General features: G+C 38.5%; 15 protein-coding genes. 4 read left to right on the plus strand and 11 right to left on the minus strand.

All coding sequences use genetic code 11. From position 1 onward, the window contains the following. Nucleotides 1-31: 31 nt before the first annotated feature. The 9 genes from DEU42_RS01290 to DEU42_RS01330 all read right to left on the minus strand — a co-directional run bounded on the left by DEU42_RS01290 (nucleotide 32) and on the right by DEU42_RS01330 (nucleotide 8520). Nucleotides 32-892 carry a hypothetical protein gene (locus DEU42_RS01290; protein ID WP_114756470.1) on the minus strand — a complete coding sequence of 287 codons (861 nt, stop codon included), beginning with the start codon at nucleotides 890-892 and terminating at the stop codon, nucleotides 32-34. A gap of 127 nt (nucleotides 893-1019) precedes the next feature. Next, nucleotides 1020-2555 carry a helicase HerA-like domain-containing protein gene (locus DEU42_RS01295; RefSeq protein WP_114756471.1) on the minus strand — a complete coding sequence of 512 codons (1536 nt, stop codon included), beginning with the start codon at nucleotides 2553-2555 and terminating at the stop codon, nucleotides 1020-1022. 86 nt (nucleotides 2556-2641) lie between these two features. Continuing rightward, nucleotides 2642-3475, minus strand: a complete 834-nt coding sequence (locus tag DEU42_RS01300) for a hypothetical protein (protein WP_114756472.1) — start codon at nucleotides 3473-3475, stop codon at nucleotides 2642-2644. 134 nt (nucleotides 3476-3609) lie between these two features. After that, nucleotides 3610-3927 carry a DUF3817 domain-containing protein gene (locus DEU42_RS01305; protein ID WP_114756473.1) on the minus strand — a complete coding sequence of 106 codons (318 nt, stop codon included), beginning with the start codon at nucleotides 3925-3927 and terminating at the stop codon, nucleotides 3610-3612. 2 nt (nucleotides 3928-3929) lie between these two features. After that, nucleotides 3930-4388: a hypothetical protein gene (locus DEU42_RS01310; protein WP_114756474.1), complete on the minus strand. Its 459-nt coding sequence runs from the start codon at nucleotides 4386-4388 to the stop codon at nucleotides 3930-3932. 74 nt (nucleotides 4389-4462) lie between these two features. Beyond that, complete coding sequence (locus tag DEU42_RS01315) at nucleotides 4463-5053, minus strand: TetR/AcrR family transcriptional regulator (protein ID WP_114756475.1); 591 nt, start codon at nucleotides 5051-5053, stop codon at nucleotides 4463-4465. Nucleotides 5054-5162: 109 nt separating this feature from the next. Continuing rightward, entirely contained in the window at nucleotides 5163-7472 is a 2310-nt protein-coding gene (locus tag DEU42_RS01320; RefSeq protein WP_114756476.1) for a polyribonucleotide nucleotidyltransferase, read from the minus strand. Between the two features lie 140 nt (nucleotides 7473-7612). Further along, nucleotides 7613-7882: a 30S ribosomal protein S15 gene (rpsO, locus tag DEU42_RS01325; RefSeq protein WP_114756477.1), complete on the minus strand. Its 270-nt coding sequence runs from the start codon at nucleotides 7880-7882 to the stop codon at nucleotides 7613-7615. Nucleotides 7883-8061: 179 nt separating this feature from the next. Further along, the gene (locus DEU42_RS01330; protein ID WP_114756478.1) at nucleotides 8062-8520 is read right to left on the minus strand and encodes a GAF domain-containing protein; all 459 of its coding nucleotides are present in this window, start codon (nucleotides 8518-8520) and stop codon (nucleotides 8062-8064) included. Between the two features lie 146 nt (nucleotides 8521-8666). On the opposite strand from DEU42_RS01330, the gene DEU42_RS01335 reads away from it, so the two are divergent. The 4 genes from DEU42_RS01335 (at nucleotide 8667) to DEU42_RS01350 (ending at nucleotide 13142) form a co-directional block, all read left to right on the plus strand. Next, nucleotides 8667-9092, plus strand: coding sequence for an HYC_CC_PP family protein (locus DEU42_RS01335; protein ID WP_147278040.1), 426 nt, complete (start codon nucleotides 8667-8669; stop codon nucleotides 9090-9092). 66 nt (nucleotides 9093-9158) lie between these two features. Beyond that, complete coding sequence (locus tag DEU42_RS01340) at nucleotides 9159-11393, plus strand: TonB-dependent receptor domain-containing protein (RefSeq protein WP_114756480.1); 2235 nt, start codon at nucleotides 9159-9161, stop codon at nucleotides 11391-11393. Between the two features lie 17 nt (nucleotides 11394-11410). Next, nucleotides 11411-11761: a heavy-metal-associated domain-containing protein gene (locus DEU42_RS01345; protein ID WP_114756481.1), complete on the plus strand. Its 351-nt coding sequence runs from the start codon at nucleotides 11411-11413 to the stop codon at nucleotides 11759-11761. Nucleotides 11762-11927: 166 nt separating this feature from the next. Continuing rightward, a complete protein-coding gene (locus DEU42_RS01350; protein ID WP_114756482.1) occupies nucleotides 11928-13142 on the plus strand; it encodes a Ca2+-dependent phosphoinositide-specific phospholipase C in 1215 nt (404 codons plus the stop codon). A gap of 39 nt (nucleotides 13143-13181) precedes the next feature. Here DEU42_RS01350 and DEU42_RS01355 read toward each other — a convergent pair whose 3' ends face one another. Next, on the minus strand, nucleotides 13182-15554 hold the full coding sequence (locus DEU42_RS01355) for a hypothetical protein (protein ID WP_114756483.1): 2373 nt from the start codon (nucleotides 15552-15554) through the stop codon (nucleotides 13182-13184). A 162-nt stretch (nucleotides 15555-15716) separates the two neighbouring features. Further along, nucleotides 15717-17348, minus strand: coding sequence for a chaperonin GroEL (gene groL / locus DEU42_RS01360; RefSeq protein WP_114756484.1), 1632 nt, complete (start codon nucleotides 17346-17348; stop codon nucleotides 15717-15719). Nucleotides 17349-17384 lie beyond the last annotated feature (36 nt).

The raw sequence follows: 17384 nt of genomic DNA on the forward strand, positions 1-17384 counted from the left end.
GTTTAAAGTGTTAAAGCTAAGTATTTAGGGTTTAATTCTGGAAAAAATAATCAATATAGCAGAATGGTTGCCCCTGGATGGATACAGTTTGGTTCTGCGGATATCCTTCCATTCCTGAAACCGGATTGAATACTATGTCAGAATGGTAGTAAGGATTACCTGCAACTGTAAAATCCTGTAAAAAATAGTTGCCTAATAATGCTGAAGATTCCAGTTTAAGGGCTTTAAGCACTTCGTTGTTTATCTGTACTGTAGACTTTTGAAGCATAGCCGGCATGTTGTTAGGATAATACGTGAAAGTGCCTATCTGTTCCATAGGGCCTGTAATTCCCTGAGCCATTAGCGCAACAGGCTTGGTATTACCGTTAAATTGCAGGGCGGTAGCATTGCTGATAATGTCGCCCGTTAATTCACTATGCGACTCTATATTACCATCATTGTTTATCATAAAAACACCTATGTTGATAAATGCGCCGGCCGGGTCGTAATAATCTACTGAAACGGTATTGTCTTCATACGTGTATTCATAATGATCGCCATAATTAAAAAAGGCAATCAGCCTGCCTTGTGTGTCATATTCTTCAGCGGCAGAAGCAATGATTGTTCCTTCAGTGTCTTTTTTGTCTACGGTATAATTGCTTGCAGTGTAAGTGTGTACATTACGCCAGATGAAATTGCCGCTGGCATCATAGGTGCTATCCGCAACAATATGCATATTGCTGTCATAGTATTTTACATTACGTGTCTCAAAATTTTCCAATGCAGGAAAATAAGTAATAGTTTTTTGAAGTGTCACTGGAGACTCATTCGGGCTCATGTTTTCGGTATCGCTATCCGAGCATGAAGCTAAAACTGATAGGGCTGTAAAAGCCACAAGGAAATGTTTTTTCATAATAATTACTTTTTTGATTTACCCTTTAGTAATTGAAAATGAAAAAGGTTGCGTAGGGGATTAAAAATATTTTTAGATAAAATAAAAAAGCCCCTGTATAGGAGCTTTATATTTATGTTTAATGTTTTTACTTCCCAAACATTTTATTCAATACCCCAAACACACCCCTTATAAACGTAGCGCTGGTAACAGTCTTGATGATCTGTTTTTCAATAGTGCCACCCATAGTAGAAGTTGATTGTTTAGGAACTGCCTTAGCGGCTTTCTCTTCGGCTTTTTGTTGTTCTGCCTGTGCCTCTTGTTGCAATGCGGCTTCCATTTTACGGGTCAGGATCTCGCAGGCACTTTCGCGGTCTATAACTTCGCTGTATTTTTTAACCAGTTTTGAGGAAGCATTCAGTTGAGCAATTTCATCAGCGGTTAAAATATCCATACGGCTCATCGGTGCGCGTAGCATCGTAGCCGCAAGTGGGGTAGGATTTCCTTTTTCGCTCAGTGCGGTAACAAGGGCTTCACCGGTTCCTAACTGAGTGATTATCTCATCCGTATTGTAAAAGTCAGATAGAGGATAGTTCTCAGCGGTAAGTTTAATAGCTTTGCGATCGGTAGCGGTAAAGGCGCGAAGCGCATGCTGAATTTTTAGTCCCAGTTGGCTCAGTACGCCGTTAGGTACATCGGTAGGGTTTTGGGTTACAAAGAAGATACCCACACCTTTAGAACGTATCAGTTTTACGATGGTCTCGATTTGATCCAGCAATGTTTTAGTTGCCTCATCAAAAATAAGATGAGCTTCGTCAATGAATATTACCAGCTCCGGTTGGTCGGCATCACCTTTTTCGGGCATAGTATTGTAGATTTCCGCCAATAGCGAAAGCATGAATGTAGAGAACAGTTTAGGCTTATCCTGGATATCAGTAAGGCGGATGATGTTTACATAACCACGCCCCTGATCGTCTATGCGCATCAGGTCATGAATGTCAAATGACAGTTCGCCAAAGAATAAGTCGGCATCCTGTTGTTCCAACTCAATTATTTTGCGAAGTATTGCTCCGGATGTTGAAGTCGAGATCATTCCGTATTCTTTTTCGATTTCGGCTTTGCCTTCATCGGTAATGTATTGCAGTACTTTTTTAATGTCTTTCAAATCAAGCAATGGCATGTTATTGTCGTCGCAGTACTTGAAGATCACATTTACAACACCGGTCTGGGTATCATTCAATCCCAATACTCTTGAAAACAGTACGGGGCCAAATTCAGACACTGTAGAGCGTAGTCTTACCCCATCCTGATGTGATAATGACATCAGCTCTACAGGAAAAGCTTTTGCCTCATAAGGCAATCCTATTTTTGTGTGTCTTTCGGTAATGAATGGTTGTTCTATGGCAGCTTTGGCAATACCGCTCAAATCGCCTTTTATATCCATCATTAGTACAGGAATGCCATTTTCAGAAAGCTGTTCTGCCAGCACCTGTAAGGTTTTGGTTTTACCGGTACCTGTAGCTCCGGCAATGAGTCCGTGGCGGTTCATGGTCTTTATCGGAATCTTCACAAATGCGCCTTCAACAGGGGTTTCGTTAAGCATTGCGGTACCAAGCGTTATTGATGAGCCTTTAGGCTGGTAACCTGAAGTAATGGATTCTAAAAAGCGGGCTGTGTCTGCCATTGTAGTGTTGTTTTATTAAAATTCTAATTTCGGGATTATTTTTTTATAAGCAACATTGTATTTGTAAATTTTGAGGGTTATGAATCTTATTGTTTATTTAGGGTCTTAAGGTAGTCCTGAACAAGTTTCAGGCCTTCTTTGTCAACTATGGTTGTTCCCAGCTTAGGCATATCCCTAACAGTCATTCGGTGCTCTATATTCCATTTGTTGAAAAAAATACCTGTGTTTTCAAATTCATTTTCATACCGCAGATCAAGGCTGTAAGCCCCGGCGAATCCGTTAGGGTTATGACAATGGGCGCAGTTTATTTCAAAATATGCCCTGGCACGTTTTTCTATAGTGAGGCTGCCATCTTTATATGATGGCAGCTTTGCTGTTTTTTCATGTCCTTTTAACGAAAGCAATCCCTTATTGCTCAGTAATTGTAATTGGGGAGTCGCTTTTCCCTTAATGAAAACATCTACATTGAGATTACGAAGTTTTGGGCCAATGGGCGTTAGTTCGTTATTGTTTCTGTGGCAATCATAACAGTCATATACGGTAGGGATCTTATAGTTTATCTGTTTTCTTTCGCCATCAGGTAGGGTAACAGTTACCGGGACTTTATCGCCATCGTTTACTAAAAAAGCATTCGTTTGGGCTTCATTCCATTTGTAAGTAGCGACATTCCATAAGCCGTTATTCTTTTGTAAAATGCGGGTCTCTATAATTTTTTTCTTCCCTTCTGTTTGTTCTGCGGTATAATAAAAAGTCTTAGCTAGTATAGCTCCGTCAGGAAAATCAGGAAGGCCATCACCTTTTCCCTTTATTGATGTTCCTGTTGGCAGCTTTAGCAACCGTTGTTTCTCCGTATAGTCTGTAAACAGGGTAGAGGAGAGTTCAAGTACCTGAACGCTGTCAGCGGGAACTAAATCTGCCATGTTTCCTTTAAACAATTGGAAGGATGTCAATGAATCAGGGAACTTTATATTGTTTTTTGAAAAGCCTTCTTTACTATTATTAGGCGAACACGCTATTAAAATAAAACAAATTAGTAGGGATGTTATTCCTGATTTCATTGTTTAGGTGCTGCGATTTTAGCCAGTAGTTGACGGTCAATGTAAAATGTGCCAAAAGGTATAAAGCAGGCAAGTAATACTTTCCATGTTGTTTCTTTAAATTTCCATTGCTGCTCTACGCCAACACTCAGCGCATTGAAAATGAACAACAAAAAAAGTCCACCATGTATAGGTCCCATTGCTTTTACAAGTGATGGATCCTGCGAAAAGTATTTAAGGGGTACAGCAATAAATACAAGTGCTAATAGTGACAGGCCTTCTAAAAATCCCAATATCCTGAGACGGCCAATATTGGTTTTGAATAAATGTGTCATGATTAAAAATGTCTTAGGTAAGGACGTTGTGCCAATGGTGAAAACGGCCACGGAATAGCAATGAGAATGATGCACAGCCCTATTAAGAAAAAGGTGAGCATGGTTTTGAATTTGTCACTGTCTGATAAGACTCTTTTGGCTTTAGCCGAACCTATTGTAATAAAAACAACAGCGGTAAGCATCAGGCTTAAGTGTACCAGGCCAAAGAAAACAGGGTCGCTCCAACCATTTTTTATTTCAGAGACCATTGCTTTGGCAACCGCACTCTGGGTGTACAGTATAATTCCTAGTAATAACTGAATATGCGTGATAGTAGCTGTCCAGTGACGTAAGGAATTGTCTGTTTTAGTAAACGGCAATAATTTTCGATGTCCCTGCCATGCCTTATAAATTGAAAAGAGCAGAGCGATAAGAACCGCCCACCTGAACAGGGAATGTGCGACAAGAAGTGATTGATGCATAACTGTGATTTTTGATTGATGATGCAAAGATATATTAAAAACATACTAATTAGTATGTTTTTATGAAAAAAAAATTATATCAGTGTTTCAAGGTAAAATTTAAGCTGTTCCAAATGGCCTTTGTAACTCTCTTTTCCATAGATTTTACCAAGGTTTCTGATGCCTCCATAACCTGCCATAATGAAGTAGGCAACCTGCTTGCTGTCAGTGTCTTTTTTTATTTTTCCTGAAGTTTTGCCTTTTTCCAGGCAAGTAGCTATAGCTTCGTGCCATTGGTTGTTAAGCTTCATTAAAGCCGATTGAAAGGCCTCATTGTGAGAAGCCATTTCTTCAACCAGATTAACGGCCGGGCAGCCATATTTCACAATGAAAAAAGGGTTTTCCATGAGTAGCGAATGCATCATGGCATAAATCTCGGTAACAGGGTCATCGCTATCGGAAAGCGGGCCTATCAATGCTCCCTGCATACCGGGAACCATAACTTCATTTATCATCGCCAGACCCATTTCGTCCTTGTTTTTAAAATGATAAAAGAAAGCACCCTTTGTAACCTGTGTTGTAGCAATAATCTCGTCTACGCTGGTAGTGCGGTAGCCGTTCTGGTACACAAGCCCAAAGGCTTTCTGCAGTATGTTGAGTCGGGTAGCGGCAGCTTTAGCAGACATTATAATTTGATTAGGCTGCAAAGATGCAACTTTTTTGTAAATACGGTAAAAGTAAAAACCCTGTCACTTTTCAGTAACAGGGTTTTTATAATTAACCTTTTAAGGATGATTAAGACTCCTGAGGAGTTTCACCATTATTTTCATTTTGCGGAGCATCATTCCTGCGCTCTTCCCTTGGGCCACGGTCGCGAGAGTTTCTGTCATCTCTTGATCCACGGTTATCCCTTTTTCCACCGCCACGGTTGTCACGGTTGTTGTCACGAGGGCCACGGTCTTCGCGTTTAGGAGCGTTCTCATCCCTTGGAGGGCGAGGCAGTAATGCTTTTCTTGAAACTTTTTCTTTTCTTGTTTTAGGATCGATACCAATGTATTTTACATCAAATACGTCTCCCATATTCACAACGTCAGTTACGTTTTCAGTACGTTCCCATGCAAGCTCAGATACGTGAAGCAATACTTCATTACCCGGAGCATCCATGTACTCTACTACCGCACCAAAGTCAAGCATTTTTATAACTTTTACGCTATATGTTTCGCCAACCTGTGGTTTGAAGATGATAGAGTCAATTTTGCGTAGTACCATGTCGATACCTTCAGGGCTTGTACCAAGGATCTCAACTTCTCCCTGCTCATTAACTTCGTTGATAACGATAGTTGTGCCTGAAGCTTTCTGAAGTTCCTGAATAACTTTTCCACCAGGTCCGATAAGTGCTCCAATGTATGCACCAGGAATAGTAACTGTAATAATTTTTGGAGCGTGACGCTTAACAGTTTCTCTTGGAGTATCGATAACTTCAGTCAGTTTACCAAGGATATGAAGACGTCCGTCGCGAGCCTGGTTAAGGGCTTGTTCCATGATCTCATAGTTAAGACCGTCGATTTTGATGTCCATCTGACAAGCAGTGATACCATCAGCTGTACCTGTAACTTTAAAGTCCATATCTCCTAAGTGATCCTCATCACCAAGGATGTCTGAAAGTACAGCCCAACGTCCTGTAGCATCGTCAGAGATAAGTCCCATAGCGATACCGGAAACCGGTTTTTTCATTTTCACACCTGCATCAAGAAGTGCAAGCGTACCCGCACATACCGTAGCCATCGAAGATGAACCGTTAGATTCCAATACTTCAGATACTACACGTACAGTATATGGGTTCTCGTCAGCAATCATGTTTTTAAGTGCACGTTGTGCAAGGTTACCGTGTCCAACTTCTCTTCTTGAAGTACCTCTTAGCGGTTTAGCTTCACCTGTAGAGAAAGGAGGGAAGTTATAGTGAAGGTAGAAACGCTCTTCACCTTGTTCAGACGGTAGGTCGATGATGTTAGCCTCACGAGATGTACCAAGAGTTACAGTAGCAAGCGCCTGAGTTTCACCTCTTGTGAAGATTGAAGATCCGTGTGCAGATGGAAGATAATCTATCTCACACCATATTGGACGGATCTCAGTTGTTTTCCTTCCATCAAGGCGGATACCAAGATCAAGGATAACATTTCTTACAGCCTCTTTTTGAGATTTGTAAAGATATTTAGAGATAAGCTCTGCTTTTTCAAGAAGTTCTTCTTCTGTAAAGGCAGCTTTAACTTCTTCTTTCACTTCAGCAAATTTCTCAGAACGCTCATGCTTAGCAGAACTTTCTTTAGCGATGTTGAAGAATTTATCGTAAGCAAGTTCGTAAACTTTAGCTTTTACTTCGTCATCATTTGCTTCAGGCTCGTATGTTCTGAATTCTTTTCCGATAGCAGCTCTTAATTTTTCCTGAGCAGCAACCTGAAGTTTAATAGCTTCGTGAGCAAATTTAATTGCCTCAACCATTTCAGCTTCAGAGATTTCTTTCATCTCACCCTCAACCATCGCGATAGTATCAGCAGAAGCTCCGATGATCATGTCGATATCTGATTCAGCAAGCTGAGCTTTGCTAGGGTTGATGATAAGCTGTCCGTTTACACGTCCTACACGTACCTCAGAGATAAGTGTATAGAAAGGAACGTCAGACACAGCAAGTGCAGCAGAAGCTGCAAGACCTGCAAGTGCATCAGGCATTACTTCTTCGTCGTGAGACATAAGCTGGATCATTACCTGCGTTTCAGCGTGGTAGTCATCAGGGAATAGCGGACGTAATACACGGTCAACCAATCTCATGGTTAATACCTCTGCATCACTTGGTCTTGCTTCACGTTTGAAGAATCCGCCAGGGAAACGCCCTGCAGCGGCAAATTTTTCACGGTAATCTACCGTAAGTGGTAAAAAGTCGATACCAGGAGCAGCAGTTCTTGCAGATACTACAGTTGCAAGCAACATAGAGTTGCCCATCTGTACTACCACAGATCCATCTGCCTGTTTCGCTAATTTACCTGTTTCGATCGAGATGCTTCGTCCATCTCCCAGATCGATGATTTCTTTAATTACGTTAGGAATCATAAATTAATTCGTTTGATTAAACAATGGGTTGTTTAGTGTGTTGTTGTCGTGTAGTTGTTTAGTACCCAATGAAAAACCAAAACTTTTTCTGCATTATATAAAAATAAAAAGAGGCGCGCGGGCACCTCTTCTCATTTCGATTATTTTCTGATGTTTAGTTCTTTGATAATCTCACGGTATCTGTTGATATCTTTTTTCTTCAAATAATCAAGAAGACTTCTTCTTTTACCTACCAGTTTTACAAGAGAACGCTCAGTGTTGTAATCATGACGATTTTTCTTAAGGTGCTCAGTAAGGTGGTTGATTCTGAATGTAAAAAGGGCAATCTGACCTTCAGCTGAACCGGTGTTAGTTGCAGCTTTACCGTGTTTTGCGAAAATTTCCGCTTTAACTTCTTTAGTTAAGTACATGCTAATATTATTTAAATGATTATTATGTATGTATAAGTTTATCCTATACGGCTGCAAAGGTAATCAATATTTTTTGACTTGCAACCCTGTATAGTTGAAAGTCGTAAAGTTTTAATGTTATAAAGTTTTGTTACTATGTGATTCAGCGACTTTTAACTTTCCAACTTTCAACTTTATAACTAATTATAAAGTTTCGCTACTTCTTCATTTACAAACTCAAGGAAACGTTCATCCCTTTCGGTAAACGGATCCAGTACGTTTGAGTCGATATCTATCTGCCCTATGTTCTTTCCGTTTACGAATAATGGAATTACGATTTCAGATTTTACCGTAAAAGAGCACGCTATATAGTTGTCCTGTGCTTTAACATCCGGCACTACAAAATTTTGGTTAGAAACCGCCACCTGTCCGCAAATGCCTTTTCCAAAAGGAATTACGGTATGATCCGTAGGTTCGCCGGCATAAGGTCCCAATAAAAGTTCCGGTTTATCGCCATTGGCAAAATAAAAGCCTACCCAGTCGTAGTAGTCAATATTATCACGTAAAAGATGGCAAAGCTGTAATAATTTATCTTCTCTTAGCGTATTGTCGTGGTGAAGTATGTCGGTAACTTTTGGTTTTAATTCTTCGAATGTCATGATGTATAATTATTTTATACAAAATTACGACAAACACTATTCCACTTATGTTTTTATGGTTGGAAAATATAAAATTCCCACATTATGCATTTTATTGGCTGTCAGGCTGTCCGCTTTTAATAGAAAATATATACATTTGTCACGGTATGAAATTTAATAAGCACATAGGTATACTTTTAGCGTTCCTGATATTGGCTTCCAATATGGGGTTTGCTATCAATGTGCATTATTGTCATGATGAAGTTTCGTCGGTTTCGTTAGCTTATAAAATAGACGAACCTTGTAACGACCATCATAAGGAAGAGTCAAAAAGCTGTTGTGCAAAAGCTTCAGAAAGCCATAAAAAATGCTGTAAAAATGATCTTGTAAAACTGCAGGACGACAAAGCTGATAACATTATAGTTAAATCGCTGCAATTAGATCTTAGCGCATTTTATACGTTAGAGGAGTGGAAACCTGCCCAGTTTGCTACATATACTCCTGTAATTAACCATGAGTCACCTTCTTTCTATTGTGAGGCTCATGCACCGCCTTTATTCCAGTTATACTGCCAATACATTTTCTACGCCTGAGTTATACATTATAATTAGTTTCCTTTTAGGAGGAATCGAACGATTATTAATGATATAACTTTTTTTATGCGTAAAATATATTTATTGTTGCTACTGTGCGTATCATTTGCACAGGCACAGGAAACATTAAGCGGTAAAGTTCTTGATGAGCAGAATCTTCCGCTTCCGGGGGCCGGCATAAACTGGCTTAATACTACTATTTCTTCATCAACCTTAGAAGACGGTACATTTACAATTCCATATTCTCCGGAACACAAAAGACTTTTAATTAGCTATTTAGGATATCCTACCGATACGCTTGATATAGTTTCGCCTCAATATATTACCCACAAAATGAAACCTGCTAAGGGCAGTGATCTTAATGAGGTTGTGGTAGATAAGACCCGTAAAAGCCTTGAGCGGAGCCATGTTAAAGCAACAAACGTAGTGACTATGGGTAGTAAAGAATTGCTTAAAGCTGCCTGTTGTAATATTGCCGAAGCTTTTGAAACCAATCCTTCTATTGATGTTAGCTTTTCGGATGCGCTTACAGGTACCCGTCAGATAAAAATGCTGGGACTTACCAGTCCGTACCTTCTTATAGCAGAAGAGAATATTCCGGCTGTGCGTGGTGCTTCGCAGGTTTATGGACTTTCTTTTATTCCTGGTACATGGGTTGAAAGCATCCAGATTACTAAAGGAGCCGGTCCGGTTGTTAATGGTTATGAAAGTATTTCAGGACAGATAAACTATGAATTACTTAAGCCTGTTAATGATATACCTTTCTTTTTGAATGCCTATGGTTCTACCGATAGCCGTTTTGAGCTGAATACCCATTTCAATAAGAAATTTTCCGACAAATGGAGCAGCAGCCTTTTTGTTCACGGCAATGCCAGAGTAAGTAAAAATGACATGAATGATGATGGTTTTCTGGATAATCCGCTTGGAAAACAAATTAATATCATGAACCGTTGGCAATACAACGATATGGAGAAAGGCTGGGTTGGCTTCATCAACGCGCGATATATGCGTGATGAAAAGCAAACCGGAGAACTCGGCTTCGATCCTGATACCGACAAATTCACGACTAATCACTGGGGTTCAGAAATCAATACTGATAAAGTAGATTTTTCGGGAAAGCTGGGTTATGTGTTTCCTGATATGCCTTTTCAGAGTATCGGTTTACAATCAGCTTTCAACTGGCACAAACAGGAGTCTTATTTTGGTTTCAGGACCTATGACATCGATCAGAAGAGTTTTTACTCAAACCTTATCTTTAATTCAATCATTACCAATACAAGAAATAATTTTGCTACCGGCCTTAACTTTACTTATGATAAGTATGGCGAGTTCGTTAATGCTATTGATTATAGCAGGATAGATAATTCTGTTGGTGCTTTCTTTGAGTATACCTATGATAATGCTAACGATTTTACCGTGGTATTTGGTGGACGTTTTGACGTGCACAACCGTCTTGGGGCTTTTGTGACACCAAGAATGCATTTGCGTTACAATCCATGGGAAAAAGGAACCTTCAGGGCATCGGCCGGAAGAGGTAAAAGGGCAGCAAATATCTTTGCTGAAAATCAGTCACTTTTCGGTAGCTCAAGAACATTTACCATTGCGAACAATGGAGGTAAATTATACGGACTTAATCCGGAAATTGCTTGGAATTATGGTCTGAGTTTTATTCAGGGCTTTACATTGTTTGGTAAAAACACGGAGTTTGTGATTGATTTTTATAGAACAGATTTTCAGAACCAGGCAGTTGTCGATCTTTTTGCTTCACCACAACAGGTGTTGTTCTATAATCTTGATGGGAAGTCGTATGCAAACAGTCTTCAACTGGAGCTGAACTATGAGATAACTCATCATTTTAATGTTCGTACAGCCTATAAATATTACGATATTGAGACACAATATACAACCGGAATGCAGGAAAGACCACTGCAGGCTAAACACCGTTTCTTTACTAACTTGGCTTATGAAACACATATAGTTGACGGAGGAAAACAATGGAAGTTTGATTTTACCTATAACTGGATGGGTAAACAGCGTTTGCCTTATACGGGCAGTAATCCTGTAGATGAGCAAATGGGCAATTATTCTCCATCTTTCTCGTTAATGAATGCACAGGTAACCAGAACATTTTCAAGTGTTTTTGAGGTTTATGTAGGGGCAGAGAACTTAGGTAATTATCAGCAAAAGAAAGCTATTTTAGGTGCAGATGATCCTTTTGGCTCATATTTTGACACTTCAATTATCTATGCGCCTATTTTTGGACAAATGTATTATGCAGGAATACGATTTAAAATAAAATAACAACTAAACCACTTAACATGAAAAAATTAATTTTAATAATGCTTGTAACACTTGTAGGTTTTGCAGTGCAGGCACAGGAGAAAAAACAGGAAAAGAAAAAGAATGCTACTTATGAAATTCCTGTAAATGGTAATTGCGGGATGTGTAAAAAGCGAATTGAAGCTGCCGCTTATAGTGTTAAAGGAGTTAAATCGGCGCAGTGGCACCAGGATCATCACGATATGCATTTAATCATAGATGAAAACAAATGCAGTATTGATGATGTTCATGCAGCAATTGCTAAAGCGGGACATGATACAGATAAAGTAAAAGCAAAAGATGAAGATTTTGAAAAACTTCATGGATGTTGTAAATATGAAAGACTATAATTGGGAATTACCAATATAGCATTGAAATTATAAGATTAAATAAATTTTCAACAGAAGCAGCTTTTAGTTGCTTCTGTTTTTTTATATGTAAATCAGGTAATTGTACTTGTAGTCAGTGTTTTAAAATGAGATAATTTTGAAATCCTAACTATTAAATTACTAATTTATGTATGACAACTTAAGGTACGATCAGATTATGTTCAAGGCTTCTCATAACAGCTATGAACGTAATGAGACTATTGGGGAACAACTTACTTTTCATCCCGATCATCCCTATAACTCAGGCTGTTTGGGCCTTGAATTTGATATCTGGAGACATTCAGCTAATTACACACCATTTCAAAGCATACCGGAAACATATTTTACGGTAAGTCACGTTACGCCGGGTAAAACAATTTTGAAAAAATACCTTGATGAGCTTAAGAATTGGCATAACGGACTGGCTAACAAAAACCATTATCCTGTTTTAATAACATTAGATATAAAAAGTAAAGAAGGTGGCTATGATGGTTTTAATGACGAAATTGATACCTATCTGAAATGTTATTTTGATGAAAGTCTCATTTTTAAGCCTGGGGAGTTATTTGAGAAGAACAGGGGATATGACCCTAATGCATCTTTGGCTGATAATATACGTAATCATGGATGGCCTAAAATAGCCGATATGAGGGGTAAATTTATATTTTGCCTTAGCGGTAATAAAGACTGGAAAACTGAATATGCCAAAGGGGTAAGGCACCGCTTTTGTTTTAGTGACACAGGTAATTTAACTTCAACGGATCCAAATATCGTGTTTTTTAATACTGAAGTATCAGGTTTTATTTTACCTTTTATTAATGCGAGAATGCAGCAAGGGCTTATTGATCTTCAGTTTAAAAACTTCATAACAAGAGGGTATGGCGCTAATGATGCAACGTTATGGAACCTTGCCAAGAATCTTAATTTTAGTGAGATAGCTACAAACGCAGTTCGAAACCATGAATGGGCTGAAATACATTATACGAGTCCTATTAAAGAAAAAAGCAGAATATCTAAACGTTCTTTACGTAATAAAGCCAATAATGAGTACAGGACAGATAGAGCTACACATATGACAGCACATTATGACAGCAATACATGTCTTTTTATTTTTGAGCAAGATTCGGAAAGAGATATTTATGCGATTAAGAATTATAAAACCCAGGAGTATTTTGATTGTACTATTTCAACCATGTCGCCCACAATTAACGATGATTGTCAGCGATGGTCTCTTATTCCAAGTGGAGGAGCGAACGAGTATTATATCAAAAATGTAAAAAATGGAGAATACATGACCAAAAAAGCTTCTCAGCTTTCAAAAAATCATGGGAAAGATGAAGTATATATAATAGAGAATCGTTAAACGAAAAGAGGCCGTTTTTCAAAACGGCCTCTTTATATATTAGCTTTTAGGGTCTATCGTCTTTATTTCGGATATTAGTTTTCCGTCAGCACTAAAGCCTTCTATTAAAACTTTCATGGGTTTCGAAGTCATTTTAGGAATCGAAATGCTGAATTCACCTTTATTGTCGCTCCAAACATTGGGTTGCCAGTCAATAATGCCGAAGTTTTCAAAACCTTTATCATCTACACTGTTGTAGGTTACATTTTGAAAAAGTTTAGGTTTTTCAAACCCGGATTTGACAACAATATCGGGAGTGTTGTTTTTTAAATATCTTGGTCTGACACCCTTTTTAAGGTAAATTTTTATCATACCCTGAAAATTTCGAATTGATGGTACAATGGCGGTTGAGCTCATGTAAATTTCATCAACTTCTGATGTTTGTATAAGACTAAGCATGGAATAATCCATCAGCTGAAAATTATCAAGATAAATAATAGGTTTTGCCTGTGCCGCATTTACACTGTTAATCGTACGGGTGTATATGTCTAATTGCCCTGTTGCATGATTCTCATTGATATAAAAGCCTCCGTAGGTTTTAATAAACTGGAGTAAGGTTTGATATGAATTGGCATTAGAATCGGATATTTTGTATCCCCTTAAATCACCATTACCATAACTATTGGCATATTTTAAGGCGTTACCTTCAATCTTTACTTCTTCAAGTTCTATTGATGTATTGTCGCTAAAAATATTCGGGTTTTTAAATGTTTCATCATTATACTGAGGTGTATAGAAATGAGGCTCCGGTTTGTATGGTTTGTTAAATTTGCGTGACCCATTCAAAATTTGCGGTGTGATTGTAATTTCCTTAGGCTTAAGTCCTCTTTTTATCAATGTAAAGTTTACGTAAGAAGAATCGTCAATAACAAGATTTTTGAACTCAAATTCTCTGTTGTCATTTACTTCAGTATTTTCGTCAATGCCTGAAGTAAGTGAATATAGTCTTATACGGCCACCTTTACTGTCTATGCCGGATGGTATGGTTCCTTTTAGAGTAAGGCCAAGGTCGAAAGGATAATTGCTTTTAGGTGGATTTTGTTTAATGTTTATCCATTGGTATTTACTTTTTTGATTTATCAGAAATAAATCAAGCTCATAGAGTTTGTTCTTAGAAAGTGTTGTGAAATAATGTCTTCCGGAAGCTTTATGCTGGTTTTGTATATAGGGTAATAACAGAAATGAACCATAGATGTCGTTAGTGTCATCAAAGCTTATTGTGTTTTCAGGTAACACTGTTAGACTTAAGTTCATATTAGAGTGGTTAACTTTTCCCTGATACTTTTGCTTGGTAGCCGATTGTTCTGTTTTAGTAATATCTACCGTAAGTCCTGTTTTGGGATAATTAAAGAATAACCTCTCAGAAAGTTGTATGAGGTTACTGTCTAATATCCTTATGGTATTCATTCCCGGCGATAAATCTGCATTAGGGATAATAAGAGTTTGTTCAAAATTGGCATTGTTCAGGTTCAGTTCCATTATCACTGTTTTTGCATCCTGATGCACCAACATGTATACTGGCTGTTTGTTAAGTAGATTAATAGTGGCTTTATTAGTGCGAGCTTTTATCATTGTTTTATCAGCGATCGCATAATTGTTCACTTCGAGTGATATACCGGTTAAATCAGCAACAGGAAAAGTTTTTTCGTGCTTAACGTCTTCAATTGTTACTACAGCTTTATAGTTTGTAGATGCATTTGCAGGAAGATCAAATTTTCCAAAGCCAAGCTTGTTAAGTTGTACCTGTTTAAATATCTTTCCGGATCCATCTACTATATCAACTGTAGATATGGCTAACGGATTATTATTGCAATCTGTTACATGTATACCAATAGTGCTGGATAAACCGCTTATTATTTTTCCTCCTTCAGGATTTATGTCAATATTGATTTTAGAGGGGTCGGCTTTTGCTAAAGCTGTGCCTGATCCTTGTTGAGGGTTAATAACAGCTGTCTCGTAAACGGCGGAGTCATCTTCCGAAAAATTATTCATCCAGTTGGTGTAAAACTGTAGGTAATATTTGCCGGAATTGAATTTGCTGTTAAGTTTAAAAAAACCTGTAAATCCACCCCTGTTGCCAAAAAGAAGCTTTGTTTCGATAATCTTCCCCTGGTCATCCATTAATGATGCGTAAATGTTAGTTGTGTTGGGTGAAGGAGCATTTATCTTGCGATGAAATACGTATCCTTTAAACCAGATGGTCTCGTTGGTCATAAAGGCGTTTTTGTCGAACTGAACGTGAATATTTTCTCTTTCCAGGAGATAATAATCGGTTACTAGTTTCATGATTTCTTCACTACGGCTTTGCTGTGCATGCGCAGTCAGGTTTAGCAATGGGATGGTTGCTAAAAGAGTTAAAAGTATTTTTTTCATGGTTGGATGGTTGGTAAAATTTTTCCTGCAAAAAATATGCCGTAAAAATATGCGATTTAATTATATGTACATTTATAAAAGGGTTTAAATTATTTGTAAAATAAACGCAAAAAGGGAGCGTTTATTTTTAACGCTCCCTTTAAGTTTTTATAAGATAATGTATTACATCATTCCTGGCATTCCGCCTCCCATTGGCATTCCGCCTCCGGCATTATCTTCTTTGATATCTATTAAGGCACACTCAGTAGTAAGTATCATTCCTGCTACCGAAGCAGCATTTTCAAGAGCTACACGTGTAACTTTTTTAGGGTCAATAATACCAGCTGCAAGCATATCTACATATTCGTCAGTTTTAGCGTTGTAACCAAAATCTCCAGAGCCTTCAGCAACTTTTGCAACAACCACAGATCCTTCAAGACCAGCATTTTCAACAATAGTTCTTAGCGGAGCTTCGATAGCGCGAGCTACGATCTGAACACCTGTTGCTTCATCAGCGTTTTCAGCCTGAATTGAAGAAAGGGTAGCTTTAGCTCTTAGTAAAGCAACACCACCTCCGGCAACTATACCTTCTTCAACAGCTGCTCTGGTAGCGTGAAGTGCGTCATCTACGCGGTCTTTTTTCTCTTTCATTTCTACTTCCGATGCTGCACCTACATAAAGTACAGCTACACCTCCTGCAAGTTTTGCAAGACGCTCCTGAAGTTTTTCTCTATCATAGTCAGATGTTGTAGTTTCCATCTGAGCTTTGATTTGGTTTACACGGTTTTTGATGTTATCCTGATCACCTGCACCGTTTACGATTGTAGTATTATCTTTGTCAATAACTACTTTCTCACAAGTTCCAAGCATATCAAGTGTGGCATTTTCAAGTGTGTAACCTTGCTCTTCAGCAATTACAGTACCACCTGTAAGGATAGCAATGTCTTCAAGAAGTGCTTTTCTTCTGTCACCAAAGCCTGGAGCTTTAACAGCAGCAATCTTCAGCGCACCTCTCAGTTTGTTTACTACTAATGTAGCAAGAGCCTCGCCATCTACATCTTCAGCGATGATTAGTAGAGGTTTACCAGATTGTGCAACCGGTTCAAGTACCGGAAGCAGGTCTTTCATTGAAGACACTTTTTTGTCATATAATAAAATGTAAGGTCTGTCAAGTTCAGCCTCCATTTTTTCTGAATTTGTTACAAAGTAAGCAGACAGGTATCCTCTGTCAAACTGCATACCTTCTACAACATCAACATAAGTATCAGTTCCTTTAGCTTCTTCAACAGTGATAACGCCTTCTTTACCTACTTTTTCAAAAGCAGTAGCGATTAGTTCTCCTACGCTTTCGTCGTTGTTAGCAGAGATAGAAGCTACTTGTTTTATTTTTTCAGAAGTGCTTCCTACTTCTTTAGATTGTTTAGAAAGATCGCCCACAATTGCAGATACGGCCTTGTCTATACCACGTTTAAGATCCATAGGATTTGCACCTGCAGCAACGTTCTTAAGCCCTTCTTTTACGATAGCCTGCGCAAGAACAGTAGCAGTAGTAGTACCATCACCTGCAAGATCGTTGGTTTTAGAAGCTACTTCTTTAACCATCTGAGCACCCATGTTCTCAAGAGTGTCAGCAAGTTCAATTTCTTTAGCTACAGATACACCGTCTTTAGTTACAGTCGGTCCGCCAAATGATTTGCTGATAATTACGTTACGTCCTTTAGGACCAAGAGTTACTTTTACAGCATTTGCCAATGCATCCACACCGCGTTTTAAACCATCGCGTGCTTCAATATCAAATTTTATTTCTTTAGCCATTGTGTCTTTAGTATATGTTTTTTAAATATGTTAACC

Source organism: Flavobacterium sp. AG291 (assembly GCF_003350375.1).
Taxonomy (GTDB): Bacteria; Bacteroidota; Bacteroidia; order Flavobacteriales; family Flavobacteriaceae; genus Flavobacterium; species Flavobacterium suzhouense.